The sequence below is a fragment of the Psychrobacillus soli genome (genome assembly GCF_006861775.1).
Taxonomy (GTDB): Bacteria; Bacillota; Bacilli; order Bacillales_A; family Planococcaceae; genus Psychrobacillus; species Psychrobacillus soli.
The window spans coordinates 38,881-65,145 of sequence record NZ_VDGG01000014.1; the positions used below are offsets into that span (position 1 = coordinate 38,881).

General features: G+C 36.7%; 21 protein-coding genes and 1 pseudogene. 17 read left to right on the plus strand and 5 right to left on the minus strand.

What is annotated here, in order from left to right; translation table 11 throughout:
- Positions 1-9: 9 nt before the first annotated feature.
- The 4 genes from FG383_RS08110 to nagB all read left to right on the plus strand — a co-directional run bounded on the left by FG383_RS08110 (position 10) and on the right by nagB (position 3,841).
- Entirely contained in the window at positions 10-900 is an 891-nt protein-coding gene (locus tag FG383_RS08110) for an ROK family protein (RefSeq protein WP_142606738.1), read from the plus strand.
- Positions 901-913: 13 nt separating this feature from the next.
- Positions 914-1,768, plus strand: coding sequence for a MurR/RpiR family transcriptional regulator (locus FG383_RS08115; protein ID WP_142606740.1), 855 nt, complete (start codon positions 914-916; stop codon positions 1,766-1,768).
- A gap of 169 nt (positions 1,769-1,937) precedes the next feature.
- Positions 1,938-3,113: an N-acetylglucosamine-6-phosphate deacetylase gene (nagA, locus tag FG383_RS08120; protein WP_142606742.1), complete on the plus strand. Its 1,176-nt coding sequence runs from the start codon at positions 1,938-1,940 to the stop codon at positions 3,111-3,113.
- Positions 3,104-3,841: a glucosamine-6-phosphate deaminase gene (gene nagB / locus FG383_RS08125; protein ID WP_142606744.1), complete on the plus strand. Its 738-nt coding sequence runs from the start codon at positions 3,104-3,106 to the stop codon at positions 3,839-3,841. Before nagA ends, nagB begins: the two co-directional genes overlap by 10 nt.
- 498 nt (positions 3,842-4,339) lie before the next feature.
- Here the strand turns inward: nagB and FG383_RS08130 are convergent, their stop codons facing one another.
- Positions 4,340-5,710, minus strand: coding sequence for a glycosyl hydrolase family 18 protein (locus tag FG383_RS08130; protein ID WP_246096909.1), 1,371 nt, complete (start codon positions 5,708-5,710; stop codon positions 4,340-4,342).
- Between the two features lie 192 nt (positions 5,711-5,902).
- Here FG383_RS08130 and FG383_RS08135 point away from each other — a divergent pair, with 192 nt between their 5' ends.
- Complete coding sequence (locus FG383_RS08135; protein WP_142606746.1) at positions 5,903-6,394, plus strand: GNAT family N-acetyltransferase; 492 nt, start codon at positions 5,903-5,905, stop codon at positions 6,392-6,394.
- A 51-nt stretch (positions 6,395-6,445) separates the two neighbouring features.
- On the opposite strand, the gene FG383_RS08140 is transcribed toward FG383_RS08135, so the two are convergent.
- A complete protein-coding gene (locus FG383_RS08140; protein WP_142606748.1) occupies positions 6,446-7,399 on the minus strand; it encodes a bile acid:sodium symporter family protein in 954 nt (317 codons plus the stop codon).
- Between the two features lie 206 nt (positions 7,400-7,605).
- Between FG383_RS08140 and FG383_RS08145 the strand changes: the two genes are divergently transcribed.
- The 3 genes from FG383_RS08145 to FG383_RS08155 all read left to right on the plus strand — a co-directional run bounded on the left by FG383_RS08145 (position 7,606) and on the right by FG383_RS08155 (position 11,969).
- Positions 7,606-8,085, plus strand: a complete 480-nt coding sequence (locus tag FG383_RS08145; protein WP_142606750.1) for a GNAT family N-acetyltransferase — start codon at positions 7,606-7,608, stop codon at positions 8,083-8,085.
- A gap of 443 nt (positions 8,086-8,528) precedes the next feature.
- Positions 8,529-10,520 carry an ABC1 kinase family protein gene (locus FG383_RS08150; protein WP_142606752.1) on the plus strand — a complete coding sequence of 664 codons (1,992 nt, stop codon included), beginning with the start codon at positions 8,529-8,531 and terminating at the stop codon, positions 10,518-10,520.
- Between the two features lie 213 nt (positions 10,521-10,733).
- A complete protein-coding gene (locus tag FG383_RS08155) occupies positions 10,734-11,969 on the plus strand; it encodes an ATP-binding protein (protein WP_142606754.1) in 1,236 nt (411 codons plus the stop codon).
- A gap of 437 nt (positions 11,970-12,406) precedes the next feature.
- Here FG383_RS08155 and FG383_RS08160 read toward each other — a convergent pair whose 3' ends face one another.
- Complete coding sequence (locus tag FG383_RS08160; RefSeq protein ID WP_142606756.1) at positions 12,407-12,997, minus strand: hypothetical protein; 591 nt, start codon at positions 12,995-12,997, stop codon at positions 12,407-12,409.
- 161 nt (positions 12,998-13,158) lie between these two features.
- Here FG383_RS08160 and FG383_RS08165 point away from each other — a divergent pair, with 161 nt between their 5' ends.
- From FG383_RS08165 to FG383_RS08175, 3 genes and pseudogenes are all read left to right on the plus strand, one after another.
- Positions 13,159-13,452 (plus strand): PadR family transcriptional regulator, encoded by a 294-nt coding sequence (locus FG383_RS08165; protein ID WP_142606958.1) that lies wholly within the window; start codon positions 13,159-13,161, stop codon positions 13,450-13,452.
- Entirely contained in the window at positions 13,449-14,570 is a 1,122-nt protein-coding gene (locus FG383_RS08170) for a DUF2812 domain-containing protein (RefSeq protein ID WP_142606758.1), read from the plus strand. The genes FG383_RS08165 and FG383_RS08170 overlap by 4 nt, the downstream gene beginning before the upstream one ends.
- 87 nt (positions 14,571-14,657) lie before the next feature.
- Positions 14,658-15,527 (plus strand): annotated as a pseudogene (locus FG383_RS08175) (tetratricopeptide repeat protein).
- 282 nt (positions 15,528-15,809) lie between these two features.
- On the opposite strand, the gene FG383_RS08180 reads toward FG383_RS08175, so the two are convergent.
- Together FG383_RS08180 and FG383_RS08185 are read right to left on the minus strand one after the other, a co-directional pair.
- The gene (locus FG383_RS08180) at positions 15,810-16,430 is read right to left on the minus strand and encodes a hypothetical protein (protein WP_142606760.1); all 621 of its coding nucleotides are present in this window, start codon (positions 16,428-16,430) and stop codon (positions 15,810-15,812) included.
- A gap of 342 nt (positions 16,431-16,772) precedes the next feature.
- On the minus strand, positions 16,773-17,465 hold the full coding sequence (locus tag FG383_RS08185; protein ID WP_142606762.1) for a ZIP family metal transporter: 693 nt from the start codon (positions 17,463-17,465) through the stop codon (positions 16,773-16,775).
- 119 nt (positions 17,466-17,584) lie between these two features.
- Between FG383_RS08185 and FG383_RS08190 the strand changes: the two genes are divergently transcribed.
- The 6 genes from FG383_RS08190 (at position 17,585) to meaB (ending at position 26,195) form a co-directional block, all read left to right on the plus strand.
- On the plus strand, positions 17,585-18,949 hold the full coding sequence (locus FG383_RS08190) for a spore germination protein (RefSeq protein ID WP_142606764.1): 1,365 nt from the start codon (positions 17,585-17,587) through the stop codon (positions 18,947-18,949).
- Positions 18,946-20,040, plus strand: coding sequence for a GerAB/ArcD/ProY family transporter (locus tag FG383_RS08195; protein WP_142606767.1), 1,095 nt, complete (start codon positions 18,946-18,948; stop codon positions 20,038-20,040). The genes FG383_RS08190 and FG383_RS08195 overlap by 4 nt, the downstream gene beginning before the upstream one ends.
- The gene (locus FG383_RS08200; RefSeq protein WP_142606769.1) at positions 20,037-21,161 is read left to right on the plus strand and encodes a Ger(x)C family spore germination protein; all 1,125 of its coding nucleotides are present in this window, start codon (positions 20,037-20,039) and stop codon (positions 21,159-21,161) included. The genes FG383_RS08195 and FG383_RS08200 overlap by 4 nt, the downstream gene beginning before the upstream one ends.
- Positions 21,162-21,308: 147 nt before the next feature.
- Positions 21,309-22,958, plus strand: a complete 1,650-nt coding sequence (locus FG383_RS08205; RefSeq protein ID WP_142606771.1) for a methylmalonyl-CoA mutase family protein — start codon at positions 21,309-21,311, stop codon at positions 22,956-22,958.
- Positions 22,945-25,101, plus strand: coding sequence for a methylmalonyl-CoA mutase (gene scpA, locus FG383_RS08210; RefSeq protein ID WP_142606774.1), 2,157 nt, complete (start codon positions 22,945-22,947; stop codon positions 25,099-25,101). The genes FG383_RS08205 and scpA overlap by 14 nt, the downstream gene beginning before the upstream one ends.
- Positions 25,101-26,195: a methylmalonyl Co-A mutase-associated GTPase MeaB gene (meaB, locus tag FG383_RS08215; protein ID WP_142606776.1), complete on the plus strand. Its 1,095-nt coding sequence runs from the start codon at positions 25,101-25,103 to the stop codon at positions 26,193-26,195. The genes scpA and meaB overlap by 1 nt, the downstream gene beginning before the upstream one ends.
- The last annotated feature ends 70 nt before the right edge of the window (positions 26,196-26,265 follow it).

The window sequence follows — 26,265 nt, forward strand, 5'->3', positions numbered from 1 at the left end:
ATGAAGCAAATGAAAATAGTAGCAGTAGATATTGGGGGAACTTCGATTAAAATATGCCTATCTGATGAACATGGGAATATTTCTTCGTTTAAAGAGATTGATGCTGAGGCTAAAAAGGGTGGGCCATATTTAATCGAAAATTTGATTCAAGTAATAGCAGAGTCTTATAAAGGGTTTGATGGCATTGCTATTAGTACAGCTGGTCAAGTAGACAGTGAAGAAGGTTCAATCATTTATGCGAATGATAACATTCCAAATTATTCGGGTATGAATATAAAAGGTATTTTTGAAGCGAAGTTCGATGTACCCGTGAAAGTAGAAAACGATGTAAATGCGGCTGCTATCGGGGAAAAGCATTTCGGCGCAGGTAAGGAATTTAATGATTTTCTCTGTTTAACTTATGGAACAGGAATTGGGGGAGCAATTGTCATTAATTCTACAATTTATAAAGGTCTTAATGGAGTTGCGGCCGAGTTTGGTCATTTAATATTACATCCTGAAGGAGAAAAATGTAATTGTGGACATCAAGGATGTTATGAAATGTATGGATCTACTAGAGCATTGGTGAAGAATGCGATGGAGCTAGACAGTAAGTATGCCAATGGGCGAAAGATTTTTGAAGGTCTTGAACAAGGAGATACTAAATTAGAAAAAGTGCTGAATGACTGGGTGGATGAAGTTGCCTACGGTTTAGTTTCATTAATTCATATTTTTAATCCACCAGCAATTATTATTGGTGGCGGGGTGATGGAGCAGGAAAGGCTATTGGTATTGATAACAAATAAAGTAAAGAAATTAATGATTAGTAGTTTTTCCAATGTGAAAATAGTGAGAGCTACTCTTGGAAATAAAGCTGGATTACTAGGTGCAGTATCGCTTCATTTTTCGAGGAATGACTAGGGGGAAGGGCTTAATGACCAAAATAGATATACTTTCACTTATCCAATCAAGATACCATACCTTTACGAATACGGAGAAAAAAGTGGCCGACTATATCCTAGAAAACATAAAAGATGTGATATATATGTCGATTACCGACTTGGCTGATGCTTGTAATGTAGGGGAATCAAGTGTATTTAGATTTTGCAAAACACTAAAGCTTAGAGGTTATCAAGAATTTAAAATTGCTTTAGCACATAACACTTCCTTAGAAGATGAAATGCCACAACTTTCGAGTAAAATTACAATGCAAGATACCATTGAAGAATTATCTTCCAAAATATTAACTGCTAACGTTAATGCACTGACCGAAACACATAACCAAATTAATATAAATGATGTGTCTAATGCTGTTGAGATGATAATTAAGGCAAATAGAATCCACTTCTTTGGTGTTGGAGCATCATTAATGACTGCGTTGGAAGCGAAGAATAAATTTATGAGAATAACAAATAAAACAGAATGTACGATAGATTCTCATCTCCAAATCATGTCAGCCTCATTAATGACAAAAGATGAAATTGCTGTTCTTATTTCTTATTCTGGTTCGACTAAAGATATCATCCAAGTGGCAAAGGTTGTGAAGGAAAGAGGAGCAAAGATTATCTCCATAACTAGATTTGCCAAATCACCTCTAACAAGTTATTCAGATATTACGCTCCTATGTGGGTCCAATGAAGGACCACTGCAAGGGGGTAGTTTATCAGCTAAAATATCACAGCTATACTTATTGGACCTTCTTTATGCGGAGTACTTTAAGCGAACTAAAAAAGAATCGAGCATTAACAAAGAGAGTACTGCAAATGCGGTTATAGAAAAGATGTTGTAATAGATTCCTTGCTGGAAAAGTATCTTGCAAAGGAAAACATTACAATATTGCCATTCTACTAGCATAGGTTGGAAAGTCTTCAACCTATGCTAGTAGAGTAGCAAGTATTATCTCAACGATTAAGGGAAGAAAAATGTCATTATGGTTTTTTCATAAGGAGAGACTATTTGTGGGAAAAACTTTACTAATATCAAATATTACAATCGCAGATCCGACGAAAGAGAGTATTTTTGGAGACGTTTTTTTGGAAAGTGGGAAAATTATAGAAGTTGCTACTTCTATAAAAACAAAGGCGGATAAAAACATTGATGCCGCTGGTAAAGGCTGGATCCTAGTCCCAGGGTTTATTGATATTCATATCCACGGAGCGTCAGGCTTTGATGTAATGGATGCAACAAAAGAAGCATTAAGTGGTTTGGCAAGTGCACTTCCTAGAGAAGGAACGACTAGTTTTTTAGCAACGACAATGACGCAAACAGATAGAAGTATCGGAAAAGCGTTACAGAATGCAAGTTTGTTTACCGCTGATGATACGCAGGCTGAAATGCTAGGTATTCACTTGGAAGGTCCTTTCATCTCATCCAAAAGGGCTGGCGCACAACCGATTGAACATATTCTACCGGCCTCTTTTTCATTATTTAAGAAATGGCAAGAACAGAGTAGAAATCGTATTAAAATTGTAACATTAGCTCCTGAAATAGATAATGGGCTTACTTTTATTAAGGAACTGACTACAAATAACATTATTGCATCGCTCGGACATACAGATGCAACAATAGAAATAGTTGGCGAAGCGGTTACAGCGGGAGCTAGACATGTGACTCATTTATATAACCAGATGAGCCCTTTTCATCATCGAGAACCTGGGGTAGTAGGAGCTGCTTTTTTGGAAAGAAATCTGACGGTTGAAATGATTGTTGACCTGATTCATAGTTCGCCCAAATCCGTTGAACTTGCTTTTCTTCAAAAGGGCGCAAGTCGAATTATTTTAATTACGGATGCGATGCGGGCAAAAGGACTTGCACCTGGTACATATGATTTAGGTGGACAGGATGTCGTGGTTACTTATAGGGATGCACGGCTTGCTGATGGGACGCTAGCTGGGAGCATATTAACAATGGAGAATGCAGCGAAAAATATGAAGTTGGTAACGGATTGTACATTATCTGAACTTGTGGCGATGACATCTACAAATGCTGCAATACAGTTAGGACTTTCGAATAAGGGTAAGATAGAATCGGGAAAAGACGCAGATTTAACAATTATAGATGAAGAATGGAATGTTCAAATGACCATTTGTCGCGGGAATATTGCCTATACAAAGGGGGGACAATTATGCAGGTGATTGTGCTCGATAATTACGATGCAATTAGTGAGCAAGCAGCCCGATTGGTAGAAAAGAATATTCAAGAAAATGATCAATTAGTCCTCGGACTTGCAACAGGAGCAACGCCACTTGGTTTGTATAAAAATCTGATTAGTGGTTACAACGCGCGAGGCATTTCCTATAAGAATGTGAAGACAATAAACCTAGATGAATATCTAGGGCTAGAAAAAAATCACCCGGAAAGCTATCATACATTCATGTCTGAGAAGCTATTCCAGCATATAGATATTGCAATGAAAAATACATTTATTCCTGACGGCAACCCAAGTTCTGCTGAAGAGGAATGTATACGTTATGAAGAGATAATTGACAGTATAGGTCCAGTCAATCTACAAATATTAGGAATTGGAACAAATGGTCACATTGGTTTTAATGAACCGGGGACTGATCCAAACATGTCAACTCATGTAGTGGAACTAAAAACATCTACCAGGGAAGACAATGCACAATTCTTTCAGTCGTTAGACGAAGTTCCGAGGCACGCAATTACGATTGGAATCCAAACGATATTAAAAAGTGAGCAAATTATTATATTGGCTTCTGGAAAAAGTAAAGCAAAAGCCGTGAAAAGGCTGCTAGAACAAAATGTTAATAGGAATTTTCCTGCATCATTTTTGTGGAAGCATGATCATGTTACGCTAATTGTGGATCGAGAAGCATACCAGTTTGTCCAATCAATAAAGTAGTGAAATAGCAGTTTACTATACCGTCTAAGCTTCTAGATGTCAAAATCGAAAATACCGTGTGTCATCGCCCACCCTGAATGTTAAAACAAGTAATCACGATGTTTCAATCCCTTCCTGTTTGATCGGTAGGGATTATTTGTGTTTATTTTTAATGGTACAGGAGTGGTGGATGGGGTAACTTCTTTGCTTAAAATGCAATGCTGATATTCGGAGAAAATGCTCGGTCCCTTTTATCGTAGGAAAAGATCCAGTAATCTTCTACTTCACATTCATCGTTTGATATCCCAATCTGGCAAACTTTTTGTTGTACATGAAAAAGACTTCCAGTGCCAGTACAATTCCAAATTGTGCTGGCATTGGAAGCTGATTTTCCCTTATCTAGCGGTTTCTTTAAATTCAATGTGGACCAATTCGTCTGTTTTTCTAAATATTCGATATGCCCCAATTTGAGGTTATACTAAGGGACATTAGGTTATAAGAATTTATTCTATTAAACAATTATTTGTTGAAATGATATACATCCCAAATGTCTGGTGTTTCGGAACCGATATACCAAGCGGCTGCACCGCCTAGATGATATTGGTTAGCAAGATCGATTCGTAGTTGAATCGATTGTTTGTCCTCCAACCATATTTGGTGCTTCTCTCCATTTGCAGTAAATTCAACATAATTTTGCTGCGTATTTTGATCCCAAACTTTTTTAAGATTTTTAGATGAAATTATTTGCTCAACCTCAACCATTGTGCGGTCTATACCTTTCACTTTTTTGGTCGTTAAATTAGTCACCCATTCCCTCGTGTAAAATGGTACTCCTAGAACGATTTTATGAGATGGTACGTCATTCATTAATAGCTCCACACCTTGTTTAGTCCAAGGAATAGAAGCTACAGAACCTGCTATTGGACTAGTTCCCCAATGTTCTTCGTAGCCCATCATCACGATATAGTCAGCAACTTCACCTAGTTTTTTTCGGTCTAAGCTGCCTGACCAAAATGGATCGGTGTTTTCTCGTGTAACGTCCACAGAGACTTTAATATTATGCGGCTGAAGAGCCTTTTTAAGTTCGGTTATGAAAAGGACAAAATCTTGTTTGGTTTTCGGATCGATGTTTTCAAAGTCGACATTAATCCCATCGCTTTTTGTTTGAACTAATGAGTTCTTAAGAGCTGCAACTAATTTCTGACGGTTTTTAGCATTATTTAATACTAAATCAGTCAAAACCGGATCGAATTTGTTCCCAAATAATGGCCATACTTTTTTTCCTTTACTATGTGCATCCTTCAGATACTTTGTATCCGCTGTAATGGAAACAAAATTGCCCGAATTATTTAAAGTATACCAACGGGGCGACACGACATTTAAATTGGAATGGCTTAATTGCTGAGCATAACTTTTGGTTCCTCCGTTATACTTCCAACCCATAACGATTCGTTCTTGATTCTTTTGTTGTAAAACTGACTTCTTAACCCATCCTTTTTTGCCACCTAGCAATTGAATTTGCATGTAGTAATCAGGAATGTATAATATTTGCCCCACAAGAATAGTTGATGAATTCAAATGGTTCAATTTGATTAAGTCATGAATGGACACTCCATACTTTTTGGAAATTTTCCATAAAGTATCTCCAGAAATGACAGTATGCATTTTAGTGGGGGATAGATCTCCCGATACAGTGGAGAGGATAGAAAATTCTTCCCCTTTTCTTAAAGTTGTAATTACAGTAGAACCTTGTTTAGGTAAACTTAATACTTTAACATTATCTATTTGAACAGTCCCAACTGAAAGCGAATTGCCAGATGCTTCTCCTTTAATCGGTCCGAAACTTAATAATAAAATTAATATCATGATACTATGAAGTGTTTTTTTCATTTAATCTCATTCACCTTTAATTTGATAGTAGTATAGAACTGTCTAAGGTTACTATAGATTAAATGTAATAGATACAGGTACATTGTGGTAGGGGAACCAGTGTTGAATACGGGTGCTATCTCTATGTAAATATCAGAATTTTTTATTATATGATAAAATAAGCATACTTGCAGTCTATTGAAGGAGGAATATATGATAATTAGAGAGATGCAGTTTTCAGACATAGAAAGCGTGAGTTCTATTGCAGCTCGTACTTGGAAAGATACATATAGTGCGTTTATACCAGAAGAGATTCAAGGGAAGGTTCTAACAGATGCTTATTCCTCGGAGACGATGGAAAAAAGATTTAAGTCCTCGATAACATTGGTTGCTGAAAATAAGGAAGAAATTATGGGGTATGCTTTTTTCTCGAGCGATACCCTAGGTAAAGACGTTTTCTTGGAATCCTTATACGTTCATCCCGATCATCAAGGAAAAAAAGTCGGAAAACAACTCTTACACGCTGGACTTTCAAAGTTCGAAGACCCGACAACTATATCGTTAACTGTATATAATGGGAATCCAAATATCACTATTTATGAAAGAATTGGATTCAAAGTAATAGAAGAAAATAAGGGCAATTTTTATGGACATCCTATGGTTTTTATATTAATGAAAAGGAATTTAATCGATCATTTTAAGTAAATCTGGATGTTGCGTGACACAAGTGGCCAATCGTTTCATATATCCTGTGTCTCACAGGGATTGGTCGGCATTTTTAAAGTTGTTTTTTTGAATCACTTTACTAAATATAGAAGCAAGCACTTGTTGGAACAACATACCAAAGACTACAGGCATTGCAACTTTCGGTGGGAAATACGTGGTAGCCACAATAACACCAACCGCAATATTTCTCATACCACCAATGAAAACAAATGTTGTTAGAACACTTGTATCTTTCCAGATCAATCTGCCAAGTAGTATCGCAAAGATATAACCGGAGATAGATAGAAAGAGTACAACGAATATGACACCGACTAATTCCCAACTAATATCTTTTAGATAAGGTGCTACCGCACTACTATTGATCATAACCACCCCAAAAAGACTTAATTTTGAAAGCGGGGCTAAGTATTTCCCAAAAGATCGTTGAATAGAGCCTTTAGAAAATTCATTAAGTACAATTCCTACAATGGAAGGCAGAACAATCATCCATAATAAGTCGATGATAGTGGAAGATGTATCAATTGCTATACTTTCACCTGCAATTAAATCCAATAAAAAAGGCATAATTATGGGAGATAATAAAGTATCGATCAATATGATCGATAAACTGAGTGGTAAATGGCCTTTACACATATTGACCCAAATGACACTTGTAACTCCAGTTGGAACAGCAACAGAAATTACATATCCAATGGTTAACAGTTGATCATCAAAAATAATAATGGATAAAAAATAAGCCCAGATAGGCATCAAAATATGTAGAAATGCGATGCTAAATAAAATTGTTTTCGGATATGTAGTAAAAACCTTGATATCGTAAAGTTTCATACTCAGACTACTGGAAAAAGTCATAAACGCAAATAGCCATGGCACTAAGAATAATAGATGCCCACCAACATCTTCAAGTAATACACCTAGTACTAAACTTAATGGAGTTAAAACAGCCATCCATCTTTGGATAAAGAAATTGAACTTTTGTAACAAAGGGACTTCCTTCCTTCTAAAATACTCTGTGTTCATTATACACCTGGAAAATAAAAAATAGGGAAATTAGCATTACATATCTCTGTGTAAGAAGAAATAGCAGGTAATTCTGAATCGCACTAAAGAGGTTTTTTAGTAAGGAGTAAAGAATATTCTATTAAGCAAACATAGTTTGTCAGTTTTTATGTAGAAATGAGGAAAATGATATGTTAGAACAAGATGGATTTTTTATCAGCACGGATAAAATTTATTTAGATGTTGAAGTAATCTATGAATTTTTAAGTAAGGAATCCTATTGGATGACGGGTACCACGAAGGAAATAGTAAAAGCATCGATCGAAAATTCCACTATTTGCTATGGCGTTTATGAAGGGGATCCAGCTGATGGTTCAGCTAAGCAAATTGGATTTGCGCGTGTTGTGTCTGATCTTGTGCGTTATTCTTGGCTTGGGGACGTTTTTGTACTTCCTGAATATCGTGGAAGAGGAGTAAGCAAATGGTTAATGAGTGTTATCATCGAACATCCAAAGTTAAAAGGAACGAGTTTTCAACTGTCTACTAAGGATGCTCACACACTCTATGCACAGTTTGGTTTTAAGCCATTAGATCAAATTGAAAATAGAATGGCTAGACCGCTTGATTGGGATGCTATTAATGAAGCATATAGCTTAAAAATAAACAATTAAAGTAGAATCACCTTTTTGATTTTGTTCAGCCATTCTCTCTTACACAAGACTGCTCAACAGAAATTTCCATAGAGGAAGAGATAAGAATGCCATTTTATCAGAGAGAATTTTAATGAAATTATATAAGAAGCTTAGATATATGGAAAAATACATGAAATCATTAACCATCAGCCAAGAACGAATTCGAGAAGATATGATGGATTATAGTGATAAATATATGAAAAAGGACTCTGCTCACACACTTTGAACGGAGTCCTTTTTATTCAATAAAGGGTTTTAAAAAAGAGTTGGAGAATATTTTTATGAAGTAATCATTTTTTGAAAAATACCTATTAGCTCATCATAAAGCAGAAGGTAATTTTAAAATTTTGGCTATAATATGTTAATAGTATGATTCAATAACATGGAAAATGGGTACGAGAAATGTGAAGGGTGTGGGATCGATGGTATATGTTAAAATTATCGTTCAAGTACTAGTCATCTCGCTGTTTATTTATTACGTAAGTGGGCGACTGATGGGTTCACAGATAAATTTTATGAAACGGATTATGTCAGTTCTCGGGAGTGTAGCTTTTACTTCTTTTGTTTATTGGTATTCGTATTTGCGTTACACGGCGTATTTAGACGATGTATATGTGTTGATGGACATTCGGACAATTATTTGGATCGGCAGTATGCTGCTTATATCCATGCTACTGTATCTTTTTTTCGAGCTGTTTGACCCGCTTGCCATTGGGGAAAAAGGGGAGCGTTTAACGAGGCATAAGTCTCCTTTTTTGTATTTGAGGAATCAGTGGAGAAGCCAAAAAAGATTGGCGCAAGTGATGCAAATTGCGATGAAAAACGGTATCTCGCGTACTCTAAAATACGCTCGCCACAGGGAAAATGACCATGAATTAGCGATTGCGTTTCGTGATACTCTGGAGGAGTCAGGTGGTATTTTCATTAAGTTTGGTCAAGTGTTATCTACTCGTAATGATCTATTTCCTAAAGCTTTCGTAGAAGAACTAGGTACACTTCAACAAAATGTAAAACCACTTTCGGAAGAACAAGTAAAACGTATATTGGAAAAATCGTTACCATATAAAATGGAAGACGTGTTTTCGGATTTTAATATGACACCAATTGCAGCTGCATCTATTGGCCAAGTACATAAAGCAGTTTTGCGGATAAGTAATGAGGAAGTAGCCGTAAAATTACTGCGACCAGAAGTAAAAGAAATGATGCGAGACGATTTAATGATATTGGTGCAGTTTGCCCAATGGGTTTCGGATAAATCGAAATGGGCAGAGAGTTTAGGTTTTCGGGAACTAGCGACTGGTTTTGCGGAAAACATGCGAGAAGAAGTTAATTTTGATATTGAAATGCGGAACACGATGCAAGTAGCAGCTGCGCTAAAAAAAAGTTCGTATCAAATGAAAATCCCCTATATTTATACAGAATATAGCAATAGTCAATTGATTGTTTCTCAATTTGCGCGCGGGCAAAGTATTGCTAGCAGACAGAATTTGTTTGAATCTTTACATGTAAATAGAGAAGAATTCGCTCGCACCGTGTTGTTTTCTTTTTTCGAGCAAATGTTATATTCAGGCATTTTCCATGCGGATCCACATCCGGGGAATATATTTATCGACGAGCGAGACGGAAATCCAATTTTGTTGGACTTTGGCGCTGTAGGGCGTTTAGCAGTACCGCAGCAAGAAGGGATTAAATTATTCCTCATGGGAATTCAGCAAAATGATGCGAATATTTTATACGATGCAATTACCTTACTTGTAGAAGAACATGAACATATAGATCGTTTGAAAATGGAGCAAGCAATGGCGCAAATTTTGCTTCGGATTTCGTATGTTCCTCGTATTCCGACAGAAGAACTTATTCATTCTCTTTTTGCTGTCGTTCGTGATTTTGGTTTATCGTTTTATCCATCCGTCGGAATTGCGTTGCGCTCGCTTATTACACTAGACGGGACATTGCATTTGATCAAAGCTGATTTTGATCTATTCACGGAGGCAAAAGATTTCTCCAAGCAATATATAACATCGATGTTAAAAAGACCGTTTAAAGAACCAATCGAGACAAAAGAAAGATTGGAAGAAGAGTTTGCATTAATGTTACCGGCACTAAGGAAAATTCCAAGACGTGTAGATAAACTTATACAACGGGTAGAAAGTGGAAAAATCATTTTGCATCATGATGTATTTTCCGATAAGCATAATGCAATGTTTGTTACTCAATTATTCTCTCGTTTCGTGTTATTGCTCGTAGGGATAACGTTTGGATTTATATCGGTTGCACTTTTAGCGATAGGGCAATTCATCGAAGCACCATATGGCGTGTATTTAAACACTGCCGCATATGTAGGGTTGTTTTTGTGTGCGGTATTACTCGTTCGTTTATCGATTCAAGCAATACGATTGATGAAGCGGGGGTAGCATACTAATCGGTAGTGAATAAAGTGATAAATAGGGTTAAAACACTCATTTTTTAAAATTCTAAATATGGTATAATTTTTTCATTATTAAGGGAACAAAGCATGTGGATCACTTATATTTGTTTACTTCGACCGTAATTATCATCGAGGTAACAAGCAAAAGTATCTTCCAGTTCCGGCATTGCTTTATGTGTGGGGGATAGGAGGATAATTAATGTTAGAAAGTTTTTTTGTCAATATTTTATTTATTGTTTTACCTATGTTACTTATTAATGTCTTTTTTGATATGAATGAAAGACGATATGAGAAATTGTTTTTCTTGTTCTTTTTCGCTCTCTCGATGATTCTATGTATGAATTTTCCGTTTGTTTTGGAAGCTGGCGTAATTTATGATTTACGATATATCCCATTTACTATAGTTGCGTTATACGGTGGATATAAAGGTGTATTTCCACTTTTTGTACTATTAAATATACAGCGATTTATAATAGGTGGGGAAGGTGCGTTTCAGTCATTCGTATTAGCAACGGTTGTTTTTATTGTGCTGCCGCTCATGTCTAAGCGTTTTAAAGCGTATCATTCAAAAAAGCGGGTTATCATTGGTGTTTACAGCGCGGTAATTGTAGTTTTAGTTTATTTATTAGCATTGGCTCTATTTTTAGGGGAACTAACGTCTGAATTTTGGACACTTGCTTTTTATGCATTGACTATCCAAGCAAGTGTAATGGCGATAAATCTAATTTTGATAGAAAAAATGATATCCAATAAAAAAAAGCGAGAATATATTCTTTGGGCGGAGCAGCTCCATGTCATGGGAGAGCTTTCAGCAAGTGTTTCACACGAATTACGAAACCCTTTAACGGCGACGAAAGGCTTTCTACAATTATTAGCTACATCTGAAACGAACACGAGTAAAGACCAATTGTATATCGATTACTCTTTAAAAGAAGTGAAGCAAGCGGAAAAAATTTTGAATGATTATTTGGCATTTTCAAAGCCACAGTCAGAACATATGATTTATTCGGATTTAAAGGAAGAAATCCAGTATGTAAAGGATATGTTGCTGCCATTTGCGACCATCCATAATGTCAAAATCCGCTTCCATTTTTCTAATTCGTTGAAAAAAAAATATGACCAAAATCAGATGAAGCAGTGTTTGCTTAATTTGCTGAATAATGGAATCTTGTCTATGAAAGAAAAGGGAGGTATTCTTTCTATTACCGTAAAAGAGGAAGGAAAGAATATCATCATCCGAATAGCAGATGATGGGATCGGTATGACAAAGGATGAGCTCCGTCACCTTGGGAAACCCTATTATTCCTTTAGAAAAGATGGAACTGGTCTTGGTATGTTAATGGTTTACGGAACGATCGTGAAACTAAATGGGAATATTGATGTCCAAAGTAAAGTTGGAGAGGGAACAATCTTTACAATCGCTATTCCTACATAAAGAGGAAGAAAAAGGATGTGCTAAGCTGCACATCCTTTTTATTGTACATAATATAGGAATAATGCGTCGTAAAAAGTGTTCACTATCCTTCGCACTGCATTCCTCTTCAAACTCGCAACTTTTATAAATAATGCGTCCAATTCCTGGTCGTTTCACTCCAAGTAAACTTGCTATTTTAATAAATTGGTTGCTTTCACCAGCAATTTGGTTGCTCTCATGTTGATTTGATTGCTTTCGGAATAGAAATGGTNCTAAACCATTTACTGGATTCTCATAGTAGAAAAACTTGTATAAAATTTTGTTTTTAACGAGTCGATACTGAGTAAGTATGCAAATTCCATTACTTTTCGCTGCAGGCGTCGACTGGACCCGAGGCGAACAGGATGTTGGTCACGAAGGTGTTGCTACACGATGTGGCGACCTTAGCTTTTTTTCTTTTATATCCCTGTTAAAGTAGGGTGCTCCCAGTAACTATCGGCAACTGTGCTAAGATTGCTCGTTTTGAAATGTTGAAAGTTGATCTTGTCCAATGTTTCTCTACTCATTAGTACAACCATCACATCCTCCATTTCTACATTCCCAAATGGGTCTGTGAGGGGGGCTTTAACTATGAAGGTTGCCTGGTTTACATTAAGGTGATCTTTCATCGATTTCATATAATCAAAAGCTGTATTTAATGAAGTACGTTTAAGTGTTTTAGCTGTTGAGACTTTTGTTGCCTCTATAATAACTTCTACTACACCACTTTCATATTCCGCGGATACTACCGTATTTTCTCTTTCTTCTTTAGTGGAACCGAATCTCTTTTTGATTAAATGAGCTGCAATTTCATCAGGAGAAGGTTTGTTTTCTACTGTTTCTTCGCTTACTGTTTCTTCCTGAAAAGCAGATGTAATCGCATCTGCTCTTTCCACTCTAGTTTGGTCGCTATCATCAAATGTATTTTCAATAATCCCAACCGCTAAAATAATGATTAAAATGATAAACCACCATTGTTGATAAAATGGGTCCTTTGAATTTTCTGCCAAAGTAAATCTCCTTTCTTACTGGGACAAGTCTTTTATTGTATGCAAGGTGGTATGAAAATATTTTAGTTTCCCTTGTAGGTTTATGTCACGATGTGATATAGTCGAGGCATGACATATTAGAGGGTGACATAGTGGAGAAAGTGATTAAGAAATATGTGCCAATGACAGAAACGGCTTTTTATATTTTGCTTTCCTTAACCGAGCCAAGGCATGGGTACGGCATTATTAAGCGAGTAGAAGAGATGACAAATGACCGCCTGACACTAGGGTCCGGTACAATTTACGGTACATTAACAAAAATGCAACGGGATGAAATTATTACGATTTATTCGGACGAAAAACGGAAAACGATTTATGAAATAACAGATCTAGGTAAACAACTGATGCGTGTAGAGATGAAACGATTGAAAGAATTACATGGCAATGTATTACGTTTCGAGGGGGACTTTCAATGATTGAAAAGAAAGTGAAGTGGCTATGGAGCTACAATATCGGGAAAACGGAGCAATGGCTTTCCAAAATGGCAAAAGAAGGTTGGCACTTAATAAGCGTCAATCGGTGGACACGAACATTTAGTTTCGAAAAAGGCGAGCCAAGAGACATTACTTATCGCATTCAATACAATTCAAAGGGTAATACTTTACCAAAGACTTTGCAAAAAGAAGGATGGTCACTCGCGTACTCAGCTGGAAAATGGATATTTTTAGTGAATGAAGAACAGACAATTCGGCTGTATCCATCAAGAGATGCACTTGTGAAAAGAAATCGCACACATGCATATGTATTGAGTGTAATTTCAATTTTTTATATTTCCACATCCATGCTGCCAATTATTTTAGTATCAATTCTTTCATCAGTAATGAAAGGTGAGGAAGTTCTAATTGAAAACTTATGGATAATAATACTGTCTGTCGCTGGAATTATCGCCGTAGCAAGCTTTGCTATATATGTGTTTAGGACATATCGCCGATTTGAAATTAGCGAGATGGATGCAGCGATAGATTCAATCCCCACGGGTAAAAGAATACGTAAATTTAGAGCGGCTTGGATGTATCAACTAGAGGATACGAGAGAATGGTTGGAAGGATTTGCGGAACAAGGATATGAACTGGAAAGAGTAAGAGCTGCAGTTTTTACATTTAGAAAAACAGAACCTAATCATATAAAATATGAATGCATGTTTGAATATAAAGTGCAGCCGTCCTATTTTGCAACACATAAAGAAATGGGCTGGAAGCTTAAGTATTCTTCCAATATGACGCTATTAAACTATTCAATTTGGGCGAAGCATTATAAAGAGGAAGAAGAGGTACCTCGTTTTTCGTATGATAAACAAGAGCAACGACAATCGATTAAACGCGCTTTTAGGATGAATCTTGGTATGAGTATATACCTCGTCTTCCTTTTATCTTTTTCTTTCTACACTAATACGCTAGTGAAAGATGAGCCTTTTATTGCTTGGAGTTTTGGTGGAGTGATGAGGCCGTTACTATTTCTCGGATTATTATATTGGTTTTATAAATTCGTCCAAATTTTGATCAGTTATTGGAAAACGATGAAGGCGTTAGATTAAAATGTAAACTGAATAGAGGTAAAATAATTGAATATTAATCAGAAGGCTATAAAATTATGAGAAAAAAATAAATATGAAGATGCTTTAATATTATTTCAGGAAGCAGTAGATGAATCAAGAAATGTCCAATCTTTGACTAATCTCGCTTGGATGTATTGTTATGAAGAAGATGAATATATAAAAGCGATGGTTTTATTAGAAGAAGTTTTAACTATGAATCCATTATCTTATTTTCCATATAATCTTTTAGGTGAGATTTATGTTAGGAAAGAAAACTGGCAATCTGCAAAAGATGTACTGATAGATTCAATTGGCATCTACTCAACTAAAACTGCTTATAATAATTTAGCAGTAGCATACTACCATCTAGGAAACTTGGAATTGGCTTCGCAACATTTTCTAATGGCCTCAGAGAAATCTGATCATGCAATGTATAGCCATGTAAAGTGTTTGATTGAGTTAGGAAATTTACATGAGGCAATAATCAAAATTGGAGATTTTTCCGAAGACGAGGATGACTTTATTGGAGCAATAGATGTAGCTGATTTATATGTAGAGGTGGGAAGATATCAAGAAGCCGTCAATTGGTTTGAAAAGGGGTGGAATATTTATTGGAAGCAACCTAATTGGGTTAGCCGATATGTATATTCATTGCTCCAACTAAATGACTCAACTTCTGCACATTAAATAATAAATGAAGTGATCATTCAAAAAATAGATGAAATAAAAAAAGCTTCTGAAGAAGAATGTGATGATGATGATTGGCTAGAAAGTGACAAACAAGCGTACATAAATGAATTACTAAATGAAAAAGTAGATTATGAACAAATGATTAATCGAATATTGTCTGGTCACATTCCTACAATGGAATTTGATACATCCATTATGACAGGATGTTACTTATTTGGTTGTACTCGGCATAACCATGCGGAGTACAATGTTAAACAAAAAGAGTGATCCAAAAGGATCACTCTTTTTGTGCTGTCATAGCTGCTCGGAGGGAAAGAAAGGAAGTTTCAAATCCTATGGCACCTAATGATCCGAGATTTGAAAGATTGTTTAAATTTGAAGATTGAATGTTAACGTTTAAGAGCTTTAAATGTTCATCTTTTAAGTTTTAGGGTTAAGCTTTAAGCTTTTTACCATACGTTAAGATTAGTTGGATGCAGGGTTTGACCCGGACCCTGCGCGGGGAAACTTTATTCTTTTTCGCTAAAACAGCAGCTGTAAATACAAGGCTTAGCTAATAGTAATAAACGTTCGTGCATTGATTTCGCTTAAAGCTACATCAACATCGTCTTCAAAAGTTTCGATGTCTTGCGTCATTTTCGTCGCAATTTCGTTTACATTGACAGGGTCGATTAACTTCGTTTCCTCCGATTCCCAAAACAGTTTTTTGTAACCTTCTACTGCAGTTAAGTCTGTTTTGCCATCTTTGGAAATCATATTATTTAGTTGTGTATCTAGTCTATCTTGGGCTAGTTCGTTTTGTTGTTCTACTCTTATTTGAGCTTGGCCATAGTCACTGTTCATTTTTCGGAGAAGTGTCTTTTCGACTTCTATAAAATTTTTGCGCTCGATTGCATCAGCGACCGTCATCTTTACTCCGGCAACCTCTACCATTGTTTTCGCATTTGATTCAACGATTGCTGTTTTAATTTGTTTTCTACGATTCATCAAATCTTGTATAGATTGAATGTTTTCTTTCGCTTTATTTTCGAAATCATTGACTGTTTTAAAGCCAGTTATATTTTCTTTCGGCTTTTTAGATGTGGCGAAAGTCGTTTCATTAATCTTTTTTATAATGCGTCCGTCGAGTGTTTTTAATTCGCGTAGGGCTCTTGTAATCGTGATATCCATTCATTTGTCACTCCCGTTGTCGGTCATTTTACTATAAATACCAGTATATAGTAATCTACAAATCTTTTCAAAATATATAAAACAACACGTTTAAAAGGTTGTGCAACATGATAAACACTTAAACGTCCAAAAAGCTCTATGATGTGCGTTTCTTGAATAACAAAACGGCAGAAGAAATTTCATCCCTTTCTTCTGTTGTTTTTTGGTTTGGTTGCTTTCATCGATCATTTAGTTGCTTTAGGCATGAAACTGGTTGCTCTCGAGGTCGTTTTGATTGCTTGCATGTACGATTCGGTCTCTCTTAGCCATTTATTGGTAATTAACGAGGGGTTTCTCACTCAATTAGAGCAAAAAATGAAATACAATACTGAAAAGATAACCTATTAGGACAAAAGTTACCGAGGTCCTCATCGACACTTTCCGGACATTATGTAGAATGAATTCTTTTATACTCGTAAGAGCGATTAGCCCAATGGAGACTCCTAATAGGATGCTTTGTGCCATAATGCTGAGGTAAAGGTGATGACCAATCCAAATAAATAAACTAAAGCATATTGATAAACCAATAAAAGAAAGGAATAAACCTATTATTTTCTGTCCTTGCGCTAGAAATATAGAAGTAAGCGCAAATCCTTCGGGAATATGGTGCAAAATGGTAGAAGTAGAAATGGCGAGAGCGAAAGAAGAATCCCCTAGTAAGTTTCCGATAGTTAAGCTTAATGGAATGGTATGTATGAAAAGGGCGATGGTAAGCAAGTAGACAGAGGAGTTATGTTGGCTGGATGAATATAGTAATTTGTTCACAACAAGTAAAAACATAAACCCAATAAGTATACCTAGAACAATGCCAGGTGATTCATAAACATGGAATGCTGAGGGAATAATATCTGACGCAAGTAGTCCTACTAAGAATCCTCCACATAATAAAGCTAAACCTTCGTTGGAACGACGAAATAGTCTAGCAACTAACCAAGCGATTCCTCCCCCTAAATTTATACTTAAAAATAGAAGTCCTCCAAGAACTAGTGTGCTCAACTGTTATCATTCCCCTACATAAAAAATAATTTCCATTAAAACTTTCTATCAGTAGGATTGAATCATATTCATTCGGTTAACCTAAGCTTGCGAAGATTCTCTTTATTGGAGGTTTGTATATGACGAATTCAAAAGAGAACCCAACGACTCCTAAGTTGATGGTTGACCTGAAGGAACAGATGAATCCTTCTTTTGATGTTATGCTAATACCTTTACAACTAGAAGATGAAGTGGCATTTCTTCTCTATTTAAAAACGGCTGTAGATGGAGATAAATTACAAAGCATTATTATTAAGCCATTTTTCGAGATGAAGTCGGCACAGCATTACGGGGCATATATTCAATCATCACCTGATCTTCTAGCTATTAAATCAGAAGATAACATTCCACTCGAACTTACAAAGGGAAGCGTGTTAATAGCAGTTCAACAAAACTTTTTTCTAATAGATGTGAAGAAAGTAAACACTAGTACCGTACAGCAGACGCTTATGGAACCGACTGTATATGGACCTCAGCAAGCATTAAGTGAGGATATTCTTACCAACTTAAATATCATTCGACATCGGTATAAGGAGCCTACTCTAAAGATTGAAATCTTAGAGTTAAAAGATAAAACGCATAATGATATCGCTATTATTTATGATGAGCAAACTGTAAAGCCAGCCATTTTAAAAACGATTCAGAAAAGAATAAAAGAATTAGATACAACACTTATTCAGTCGGCAGGGGAACTCCAACTTTACTTAAATGGTAAGAGGTTTACTTTATTTCCTACCTTGATGTTGACAGAACGGCCTGATCGTATTTGCTATAACTTAGATGCTGGTAAAGTGATTTTGATGATTGACGGAAGTCCTCATGCATTAATTGCGCCGGTCGTCTTTTTTGATTTTATGGTATCCATGGAAGACAATTATCATTTATTTTGGGTCACCTCTTTCACGCTTGTACTTCGATATTTTGGTCTGATAACCTGTTTAACATTGCCTGCATTATATGTGGCCATTACTTCCTATAATCCGGATATTTTCCGAACGGAATTGGCTTTAACTGTCGCCGGGAGTAGGATTGGTGTGCCATATCCATCCTTTATAGAGGTACTATTTATGCTCGTATTTATGGAGCTTTTAACGGAAGCAAGTATTAGGCTACCGAAAGCGATAAGTGCCACGGCCACAACTGTTGGTGGGTTAATATTGGGAACTGCAGCTACAGAGGCCGCTTTGACTTCCAATATAATGATTATAATCGTATCAGCAGTAGCCATTTCTAGTTTTGTGATACCTATCAACGAGATGAGCTTTTCCATTAGGTTCTGTAGATATATTTTATTAGCTTTCACCACATTTTTTGGAACGGTTGGGTTTATACTTGGATTTTTAGGAATACTCATGTTTTTGATCAATAAAGAAAGTTTTGGAGAACCTTATTTAAAAATGTATTGGAAAAGTAGAAGGAGTGAAAAAGGGGTGAAAAGCGAATGAGTCGCTTTCTTTATTATTTTATTTTTCTTACAATGGTTTCCAATATCATTGCCTCCGTCCCTAAAATTCTTTTGTTTGAAAGCAAAACTGGGGCAATTCCTTCTATGATTGCTGCTGTTATTATTGGAACTATATTCATATATATACTCGTTAAACTATTCAATTCTTTCCCTGGTAAAAATTTACCGGAAATGTTGAAAGCACATACTCCCAAATGGTTTGCTTACCCGGTGCTTTTTTATCTTTTTTTATGTTGGTTTTGTGCCGGGCTTATTACCCTTATTACGTATGTATTTTTATTTATTACTTTTTTCTCGCCAGAAACATCCATTGTAATTACGACGTTTGCGTTCGTCCTTGTTATATCTTTTGGAATTTTGATGAAATCTAGAAGTATGTTATACATGGCAGAAATTGTAATCGTTTTATTTGTTCCAATAATTTTCTTTCTATTGATAAAATTTTATGCGAATCCGAAACTAGACTGGGATTTTATAAAAATTTCTATGATGCATATAAACCACGTTCCTTCCTATTGGGCCTTTGGTGCTTCTCTTTATTTATTTGTAGGGATTGCCGATTTGGTCATTTTTAATAAACTTTTTACTAAAAAGCATAAAATGGGATGGAAACAAGTCTTAATTATTGGGTTAACGGGCACCGCCGTTTTGTTTACGACATTTTTTGTGCCGATTGGTTATAACGGGGTGGAACAGATTGCGGATCTAACTTTCCCATGGGTGTCCACCAGTGATTCAATACGTATGAAATATGGTTTAATCGAACGGGTTATTTTTATTTTTATCCTAGCATTTTTAGGGATCGCATTTGTTAGTTTATTATTACATTGGCATGTTGCTTTAAAAATTTTGGAGAGCATTTTCGAATTTAAGCGCTTGAAATGGAAGGGAAAGTTGTTGGCTCCTTATATTTTCGTTATTTTATTCGGGATAATCTCTTTAGTTTTAACAAGAAAATTGACACAGTACCAACTATTTTCCTTATCTAACTATTTCTATGGATCTTTGCCTATTTTTTTTACTGTATTAATTATTTCCTTAGTAGTAGTGAAAAGGAGAGCTAAATTATGAAGCATCGATTCAAAAATTATAAAGTAATCGTGGTTGCGGCAATGTATTTTTCATGTGTTTTTGTATTGGCGGGTTGTGGATTTAAAGATATTGATAAGCGGGTTTTCGTAACGGGTATTGGAATAGACCCGGCGGAAAAAGAAGAGGGAGGGTATAAGGTGACATTAAAATTATCATTACCTGTTGCTTCTATTAAATCTTCCACTGGACCTAATTATGAATATCTAGTTTATGAAGGGGAAACGCTTGCTGAAGCAATTCGTATTTTAGAAACACATACCGATAAAATACTAGAATTTGGACATACCAAAATTATCGTTATTAACGAAGAACTCTTACAAGAAAATATGAAGGACTTTATGGATTACTTTGTCAGACGTAGTGATATTCAGTTAATAGCCTGGGTAGCAGCTGCTAAAACTTCTGCTGAATCTATTTTACGAGTAGAACCGTCTGCAGAGTCTGCAGTATCATCTACGCTTGTAAACTTTTTTGGTAGTAATGGTACGGAAAGTCCTTTTATCACCTCTACTTTCCTTTATGAATTTAGAAGAGATATGTTATCGGATGGGGTTGATGCAGTATTGCCACTTGTTGAGGCAACAGAAGATAAGAAGGAGTTAATCGTCAATAAATCATTAGTTGTGAAAGAAAAATCAAAACCATTCGAATTAACCGCAGAGCAATCCAAATATTATAATACCCTTCTAAATGGAATGAGCGGGTTCAGCTATAAAGCAGAGAAAGAGGATTTAACCTTTGTCATCAACATGGAAAAAACTACTGTCCATTATAAAGTTATAATGGATGATGGAAAGCCTACTTCCATAAAGATGAATGTAAAAATGATTGGCGTAATTGGTCAATCGAATAAAAACCTAGCATTAAATAATCTAAAGGAGTATGACAAAATAGCCGCAGAGGCAGTGAAAAAAAAGATTACAGATTTTCTCACTACAGTTCAAGAAAAAAATCTTGATCCCATAGGTTTTGGATTAAGATATAGAACGATGATGCTCTACGATAAAAACACGATTTCCGAATGGCAAAAAGCATATCCTGATTTACCGTTTGACGTGAGCGTCGATGTAGCTCTTAAAGGTACGGGAGCAATTGAATAAAGAATGAAAAATCCTCTTTCGATTAGGAAAGGGGCTTTTTCGTTTCATCACACTTTCAAAGGAAGTTTCCCTTTCTAATGTATTCATTGTCCGTTAATATATAATTAAGATAATTTTATTTGCAAAGGGGGAAGCGAGAGCGTTCATATGACAATAGATAAAATGAAACAAACGACGTTTAATAAAGCAACACTCGGTGAATGGGAACAAGTAGCACTTAAATCACTAAAAGGGAAAACACTAGACTCTCTTTCTACAAAAACACTAGAGGATATCATTTTGAAACCGCTTTATTCATTAGCCGACGTGGCATATATACCAACTTCACAAACGGATATTGTACGAAAAGCAAAAAGTTCTTCGGAATGGGCCATCGCACAACTAGCAGAAGGTGCTACAAGCGAAGAAGTTTTAGTGGATATTAAAGAATCGCTTGGAAAAGGGAATAATGTCATTCATTACAAAGTAGAAAAAGATCATCTATGGAATGCAGCACAAATAGAAGAATGGAAAGTACTTTTAGCAGAACATCCTACTATTTTGGATGTAATGAATAATCGGTCTTTTTTAAATCATTTTACTGATCTTAAGGGATTGGTGAAAGGAGCAACGGATGCAGATCTTCCGAATGCTCGAACGTATTTCTTAGATGGATCTAACATCCATCAAGCAGGAGGAGACGCTGTTAGTGAACTAGCAAGCGTTCTTGTACAAGCTGATGCACTTGCTCGTCAAACAAGCATAGGGGAGCTTGTTTCAAAAGCATTTGTTCAGTTTTCAGTAGATACACATTTCTTTATGGAAATAGCGAAAATCCGCGCTTTCCGTATACTTTGGCAAGCTTTCGGCGAAGGATTTGGACATCAGAATATAGAAGCTATTCCTGTACACGCGGAAACTTCCTTACGATCTTTTTCTGTATTAGATGCTCATGTTAATATTCTTCGTGCAGGAAATAGTGCGCTTGCTGCAGTACTTGGTGGAGCGGATAGCGTGACGACTTATCCACATGATTATTTAACAGGAGTTACACCAACTTCGAATCGAATTGCGCGTAATATGCAGCTCGTATTAAAAGAAGAAACACATATTCAGCGTGTGATTGATGCGGCCGGTGGTTCTTATTATGTGGAGAGTTTAACGAAAGAACTGGTCGAAAAAGCATGGACGTATTTTTTAGAGCTTATGCAGGAAGAAACGATAGAAGATAGAGAAGCAAAACTTTTAGCTCGAGCAAATGAAAAATGGGAGCAACAACTTAAATTACTAGCTACCCGTAAAAAATCGCTAATCGGTACAAATACTTACGCAAATCCAGCTGATGTATTACCAAATGCCATTAAACAGACGGATTATAAGCGTCTTGCGGAGCCATTCGAGAAGCTGCGAAAGGCATTTCACAAAAGTCCTTTGAATACTGCTATTATTCCTTATGGTCTATTAAAAGAATACAAGGGACGTATGGATTTTGTTAGTAGTTATTTAATCGCGTTAGGAATTTCTCCAGTAGTAGCACCGGAAAACTTAAAACCGTTCGATTTACAAAAGTGGATAGATGAACAGCGTATTCACTATGTAGTATTTGTCGGAAATGATGAGCAAACAGCAGGGTTAGTTCCTGCATTATTGAATGAGCAACTGTCTGTTCCAATGGATGTAGCAGGGAAATTCGAGGAGTATGAAGACTGGTTAGACGCTGGACTTTCTGGACGTATTTATGCTGGACAATCACTACTTGAAAAAGGACAACAATTGCTAGCTCTTGCCAAAAAGGAGGATTCCAATGTCAACGCCTAATTATTCAGCCGTTTCTATTGAAAATCTAGTAGAAAAATCAATGAATAGTCAACTACAAGCCGGTTTCTTTTTAACAAATGAAGGGATCGAGCTCAAAAAAGTATATGAAGAATCTGACCGAAGCAAGGTACAACATTTAAACGATTTACCAGGAATCGCACCAAATACACGCGGACCATATCCAACGATGTATGTGGCAAAACCATGGACAGTACGTCAATATGCAGGATTTTCAACAGCAGAAGAAAGTAATGCTTTCTATAGAAGAAACTTAGCAATGGGACAAAAAGGTTTATCGGTAGCATTCGACTTACCTACTCACCGTGGTTACGATTCTGATCATGAACGAGTAACAGGGGACGTTGGAAAAGCGGGAGTTGCCATCGATTCTGTAGAAGATATGAAAATTCTATTTAGTGGTATTCCACTCGATCAAATGTCTGTTTCGATGACGATGAATGGTGCCGTTTTACCGATTTTAGCCTTTTATATTGTCACTGCAGAAGAGCAAGGGGTAACTCCAGAGCAGCTTGCCGGGACAATTCAAAATGATATTTTAAAAGAATATATGGTTCGAAACACGTATATTTATACGCCAGATATGTCGATGAAAATAATTGCGGATATTTTTGCATACACTGCAAAGTATATGCCGAAGTTCAATTCGATTTCGATTTCTGGGTATCATATGCAAGAAGCGGGAGCTACGGCGGATATTGAGCTTGCGTATACATTAGCGGACGGCCTGGAGTATGTACGAACAGGGTTGAAAGCAGGTATAGAAATTGATTCATTCGCACCGAGACTATCATTCTTCTGGGCAATCGGTATGAACTATTTTATGGAAGTAGCGAAAATGCGTGCTGCACGTAGAATATGGGCACAAATGATGGCTAGCTTTGACCCAAAAAATCCAAAAACATTAGCGCTACGTACACATTCTCAAACATCTGGTTGGAGTTTAACGGAACAAGATCCATTTAATAACGTAACAAGAACTTTAGTAGAAGCAAATGCCGCTGCAATGGGTCATACACAATCACTTCATACGAATGCACTGGATGAAGCAATCGCACTTCCGACGGACTTTTCTGCTCGAATTGCACGTAATACGCAGTTGTTCTTGCAAGAAGAAACGAATATGACAAAAGTAATTGATCCATGGGGCGGTTCGTATTACGTGGAAACACTGACGAACGAATTGATGGAAAAAGCTTGGGGGCTAATCGAGGAAATTGAAGAACTTGGTGGCATGGCAAAAGCAATCGAAACAGGACTTCCGAAGATGAAAATCGAAGAAGCAGCTGCGAAAAAACAAGCCCAAATTGACTCTTCGAAAGAAATTATTATCGGTGTCAATAAATACCGTTTAGAACAAGAAGATGCAATTGATATTTTGAATATCGATAATACAGTAGTGCGTCAAAAACAAATGGAACGCTTAGCAGAAGTAAAAGCTAATCGCGACGAAGAAGCAGTACAAATAGCACTTAGGGCATTAACAGAAGCAGCTAAAACAGGAGAAGTAAATCTACTAGCTGCGGCTGTGGATGCAGCTAGAAAACGTGCGACGATCGGAGAAATTTCCGATGCAATTGAATACGTTGCAGGAAGGCATAAGGCGGTGATTCGTTCGGTGAGCGGGGTATATAGCGCAAACTTTAGTGACGCTGAAGAAATAGAAGCAGTCAAAAAAATGGCAGAAGATTTCCGTGACAACGAAGGAAGACGCCCACGTATTCTCATTGCCAAAATGGGACAAGATGGGCATGACCGAGGTGCCAAAGTCATTGCGACAGCATTTGCAGACTTAGGATTCGACGTCGATATTAGTCCATTATTTCAAACACCAGCTGAAACGGCGCAACAAGCAGTGGAAAATGATGTCCATGTAGTCGGGGTAAGTTCATTAGCGGCCGGTCATATGACGCTCGTTCCGGCGTTAAGAGAAGAGCTAGCAAAACTAGGGCGTGAAGACATTTTAATCGTTGTTGGTGGAGTAATCCCTGCACAAGATTACGCGTTTTTACGTGAAAACGGAGCTTCTGCTATTTTCGGACCAGGTACAGTTATTCCAGTTGCTGCCCAAAAAGTCATTGAAGAAGTATATAAACGATTGGGTTATGAGGAAGTAGAAGGCTAATGGCTGAATCGAGAAAAAATAACGAAACTTCGATGCATGTCATGAGTGGTATTAAATCGCAGCATGATGGTATGGGGAAAGCTATTGTAAAAAAATTCACGAAAAAGAAAAAGCTTCTTATTGACGAGGAGGAGTATATTCGTGAAATACGTAGTGGCTCGAGGCTACATTTAGCAAAAGCGATTACGTTTATCGAAAGTACAGTAAGCGATCAGCAAGTAATTGGTCAGCGGTTATTAAAACAACTTCTCCCTTACACTGGAAACAGTATCCGAATTGGAATTACTGGTGTCCCGGGAGCTGGTAAAAGTACATTTATCGAAGCTTTTGGAAAAATGCTTTGTGACCAAGGCTATAAAGTTGCGGTGCTTGCGATTGACCCTAGTTCGTCTTTGACTGGTGGCAGTATTCTTGGAGATAAAACGCGGATGGAAGAGCTAGCAAAGAATCCTCGTGCTTTTATTAGGCCATCGCCTTCTGCCGGAACATTAGGTGGCGTGCATAAAAAATCTCGCGAAACGATGCTTTTATGCGAAGCAGCTGGATATGATGTCATTTTAGTGGAGACGGTCGGTGTAGGACAAAGTGAAACGATTGTTCGGGGAATGGTTGATTTCTTCTTACTTCTAGCACTAACTGGCGCTGGGGACGAACTACAAGGAATGAAAAAAGGGATAATGGAGCTCGCGGATGCTATTGTGGTGAATAAAGCAGATGGGGCGAATGAAAAGCTTGCGAAAAAAACAGTAGCAGAATATAAACAAATACTTCACTTTTTAGCACCATCTACACCAAATTGGACAACACCAGCACTCGCTGTTTCATCCCTATATAAAAAGGGACTAGATGTCGTGTGGAACACAATCTTGTCTTTCCAAAAAAGCATGCTGGAAAATAGCGTTTGGGAAAATAGAAGAAAAGAACAAACGGTTGACTGGTATAAAACGATGATCATCGACCGGTTGTATGATGACTTTTTCTCTTCTATTGAAAAGAAACAATCGATGAAGGAATTAGAGCAACTAGTAAGAGGGGAACAGATGACTGTTTCGCAGGCAGTAGATGAGTTATTTTCCTCGAACTCTAAACAATAATCTGATAAGATAAAAATAGTTTAACTTTATTCAGCAAGGTCAAAAACCTAGCAGAATAAAGTTAAGCCTC

Coding starts and splice junctions, on each gene's coding strand:
- FG383_RS08170 (WP_142606758.1), top strand. CDS start 13,449: ATGATTGAAAAGAAAGTGAAGTGGCTATGGAGCTACAATATCGGGAAA.
- nagB (WP_142606744.1), top strand. CDS start 3,104: ATGCAGGTGATTGTGCTCGATAATTACGATGCAATTAGTGAGCAAGCA.
- FG383_RS08145 (WP_142606750.1), top strand. CDS start 7,606: ATGTTAGAACAAGATGGATTTTTTATCAGCACGGATAAAATTTATTTA.
- scpA (WP_142606774.1), top strand. CDS start 22,945: ATGTCAACGCCTAATTATTCAGCCGTTTCTATTGAAAATCTAGTAGAA.
- FG383_RS08180 (WP_142606760.1), bottom strand. CDS start 16,430: ATGGATATCACGATTACAAGAGCCCTACGCGAATTAAAAACACTCGAC.
- meaB (WP_142606776.1), top strand. CDS start 25,101: ATGGCTGAATCGAGAAAAAATAACGAAACTTCGATGCATGTCATGAGT.
- FG383_RS08150 (WP_142606752.1), top strand. CDS start 8,529: ATGGTATATGTTAAAATTATCGTTCAAGTACTAGTCATCTCGCTGTTT.
- FG383_RS08190 (WP_142606764.1), top strand. CDS start 17,585: ATGACGAATTCAAAAGAGAACCCAACGACTCCTAAGTTGATGGTTGAC.
- FG383_RS08130 (WP_246096909.1), bottom strand. CDS start 5,710: ATGAAAAAAACACTTCATAGTATCATGATATTAATTTTATTATTAAGT.
- FG383_RS08200 (WP_142606769.1), top strand. CDS start 20,037: ATGAAGCATCGATTCAAAAATTATAAAGTAATCGTGGTTGCGGCAATG.
- FG383_RS08115 (WP_142606740.1), top strand. CDS start 914: ATGACCAAAATAGATATACTTTCACTTATCCAATCAAGATACCATACC.
- FG383_RS08165 (WP_142606958.1), top strand. CDS start 13,159: ATGACAGAAACGGCTTTTTATATTTTGCTTTCCTTAACCGAGCCAAGG.
- FG383_RS08195 (WP_142606767.1), top strand. CDS start 18,946: ATGAGTCGCTTTCTTTATTATTTTATTTTTCTTACAATGGTTTCCAAT.
- FG383_RS08135 (WP_142606746.1), top strand. CDS start 5,903: ATGATAATTAGAGAGATGCAGTTTTCAGACATAGAAAGCGTGAGTTCT.
- FG383_RS08110 (WP_142606738.1), top strand. CDS start 10: ATGAAAATAGTAGCAGTAGATATTGGGGGAACTTCGATTAAAATATGC.
- FG383_RS08155 (WP_142606754.1), top strand. CDS start 10,734: ATGTTAGAAAGTTTTTTTGTCAATATTTTATTTATTGTTTTACCTATG.
- FG383_RS08205 (WP_142606771.1), top strand. CDS start 21,309: ATGACAATAGATAAAATGAAACAAACGACGTTTAATAAAGCAACACTC.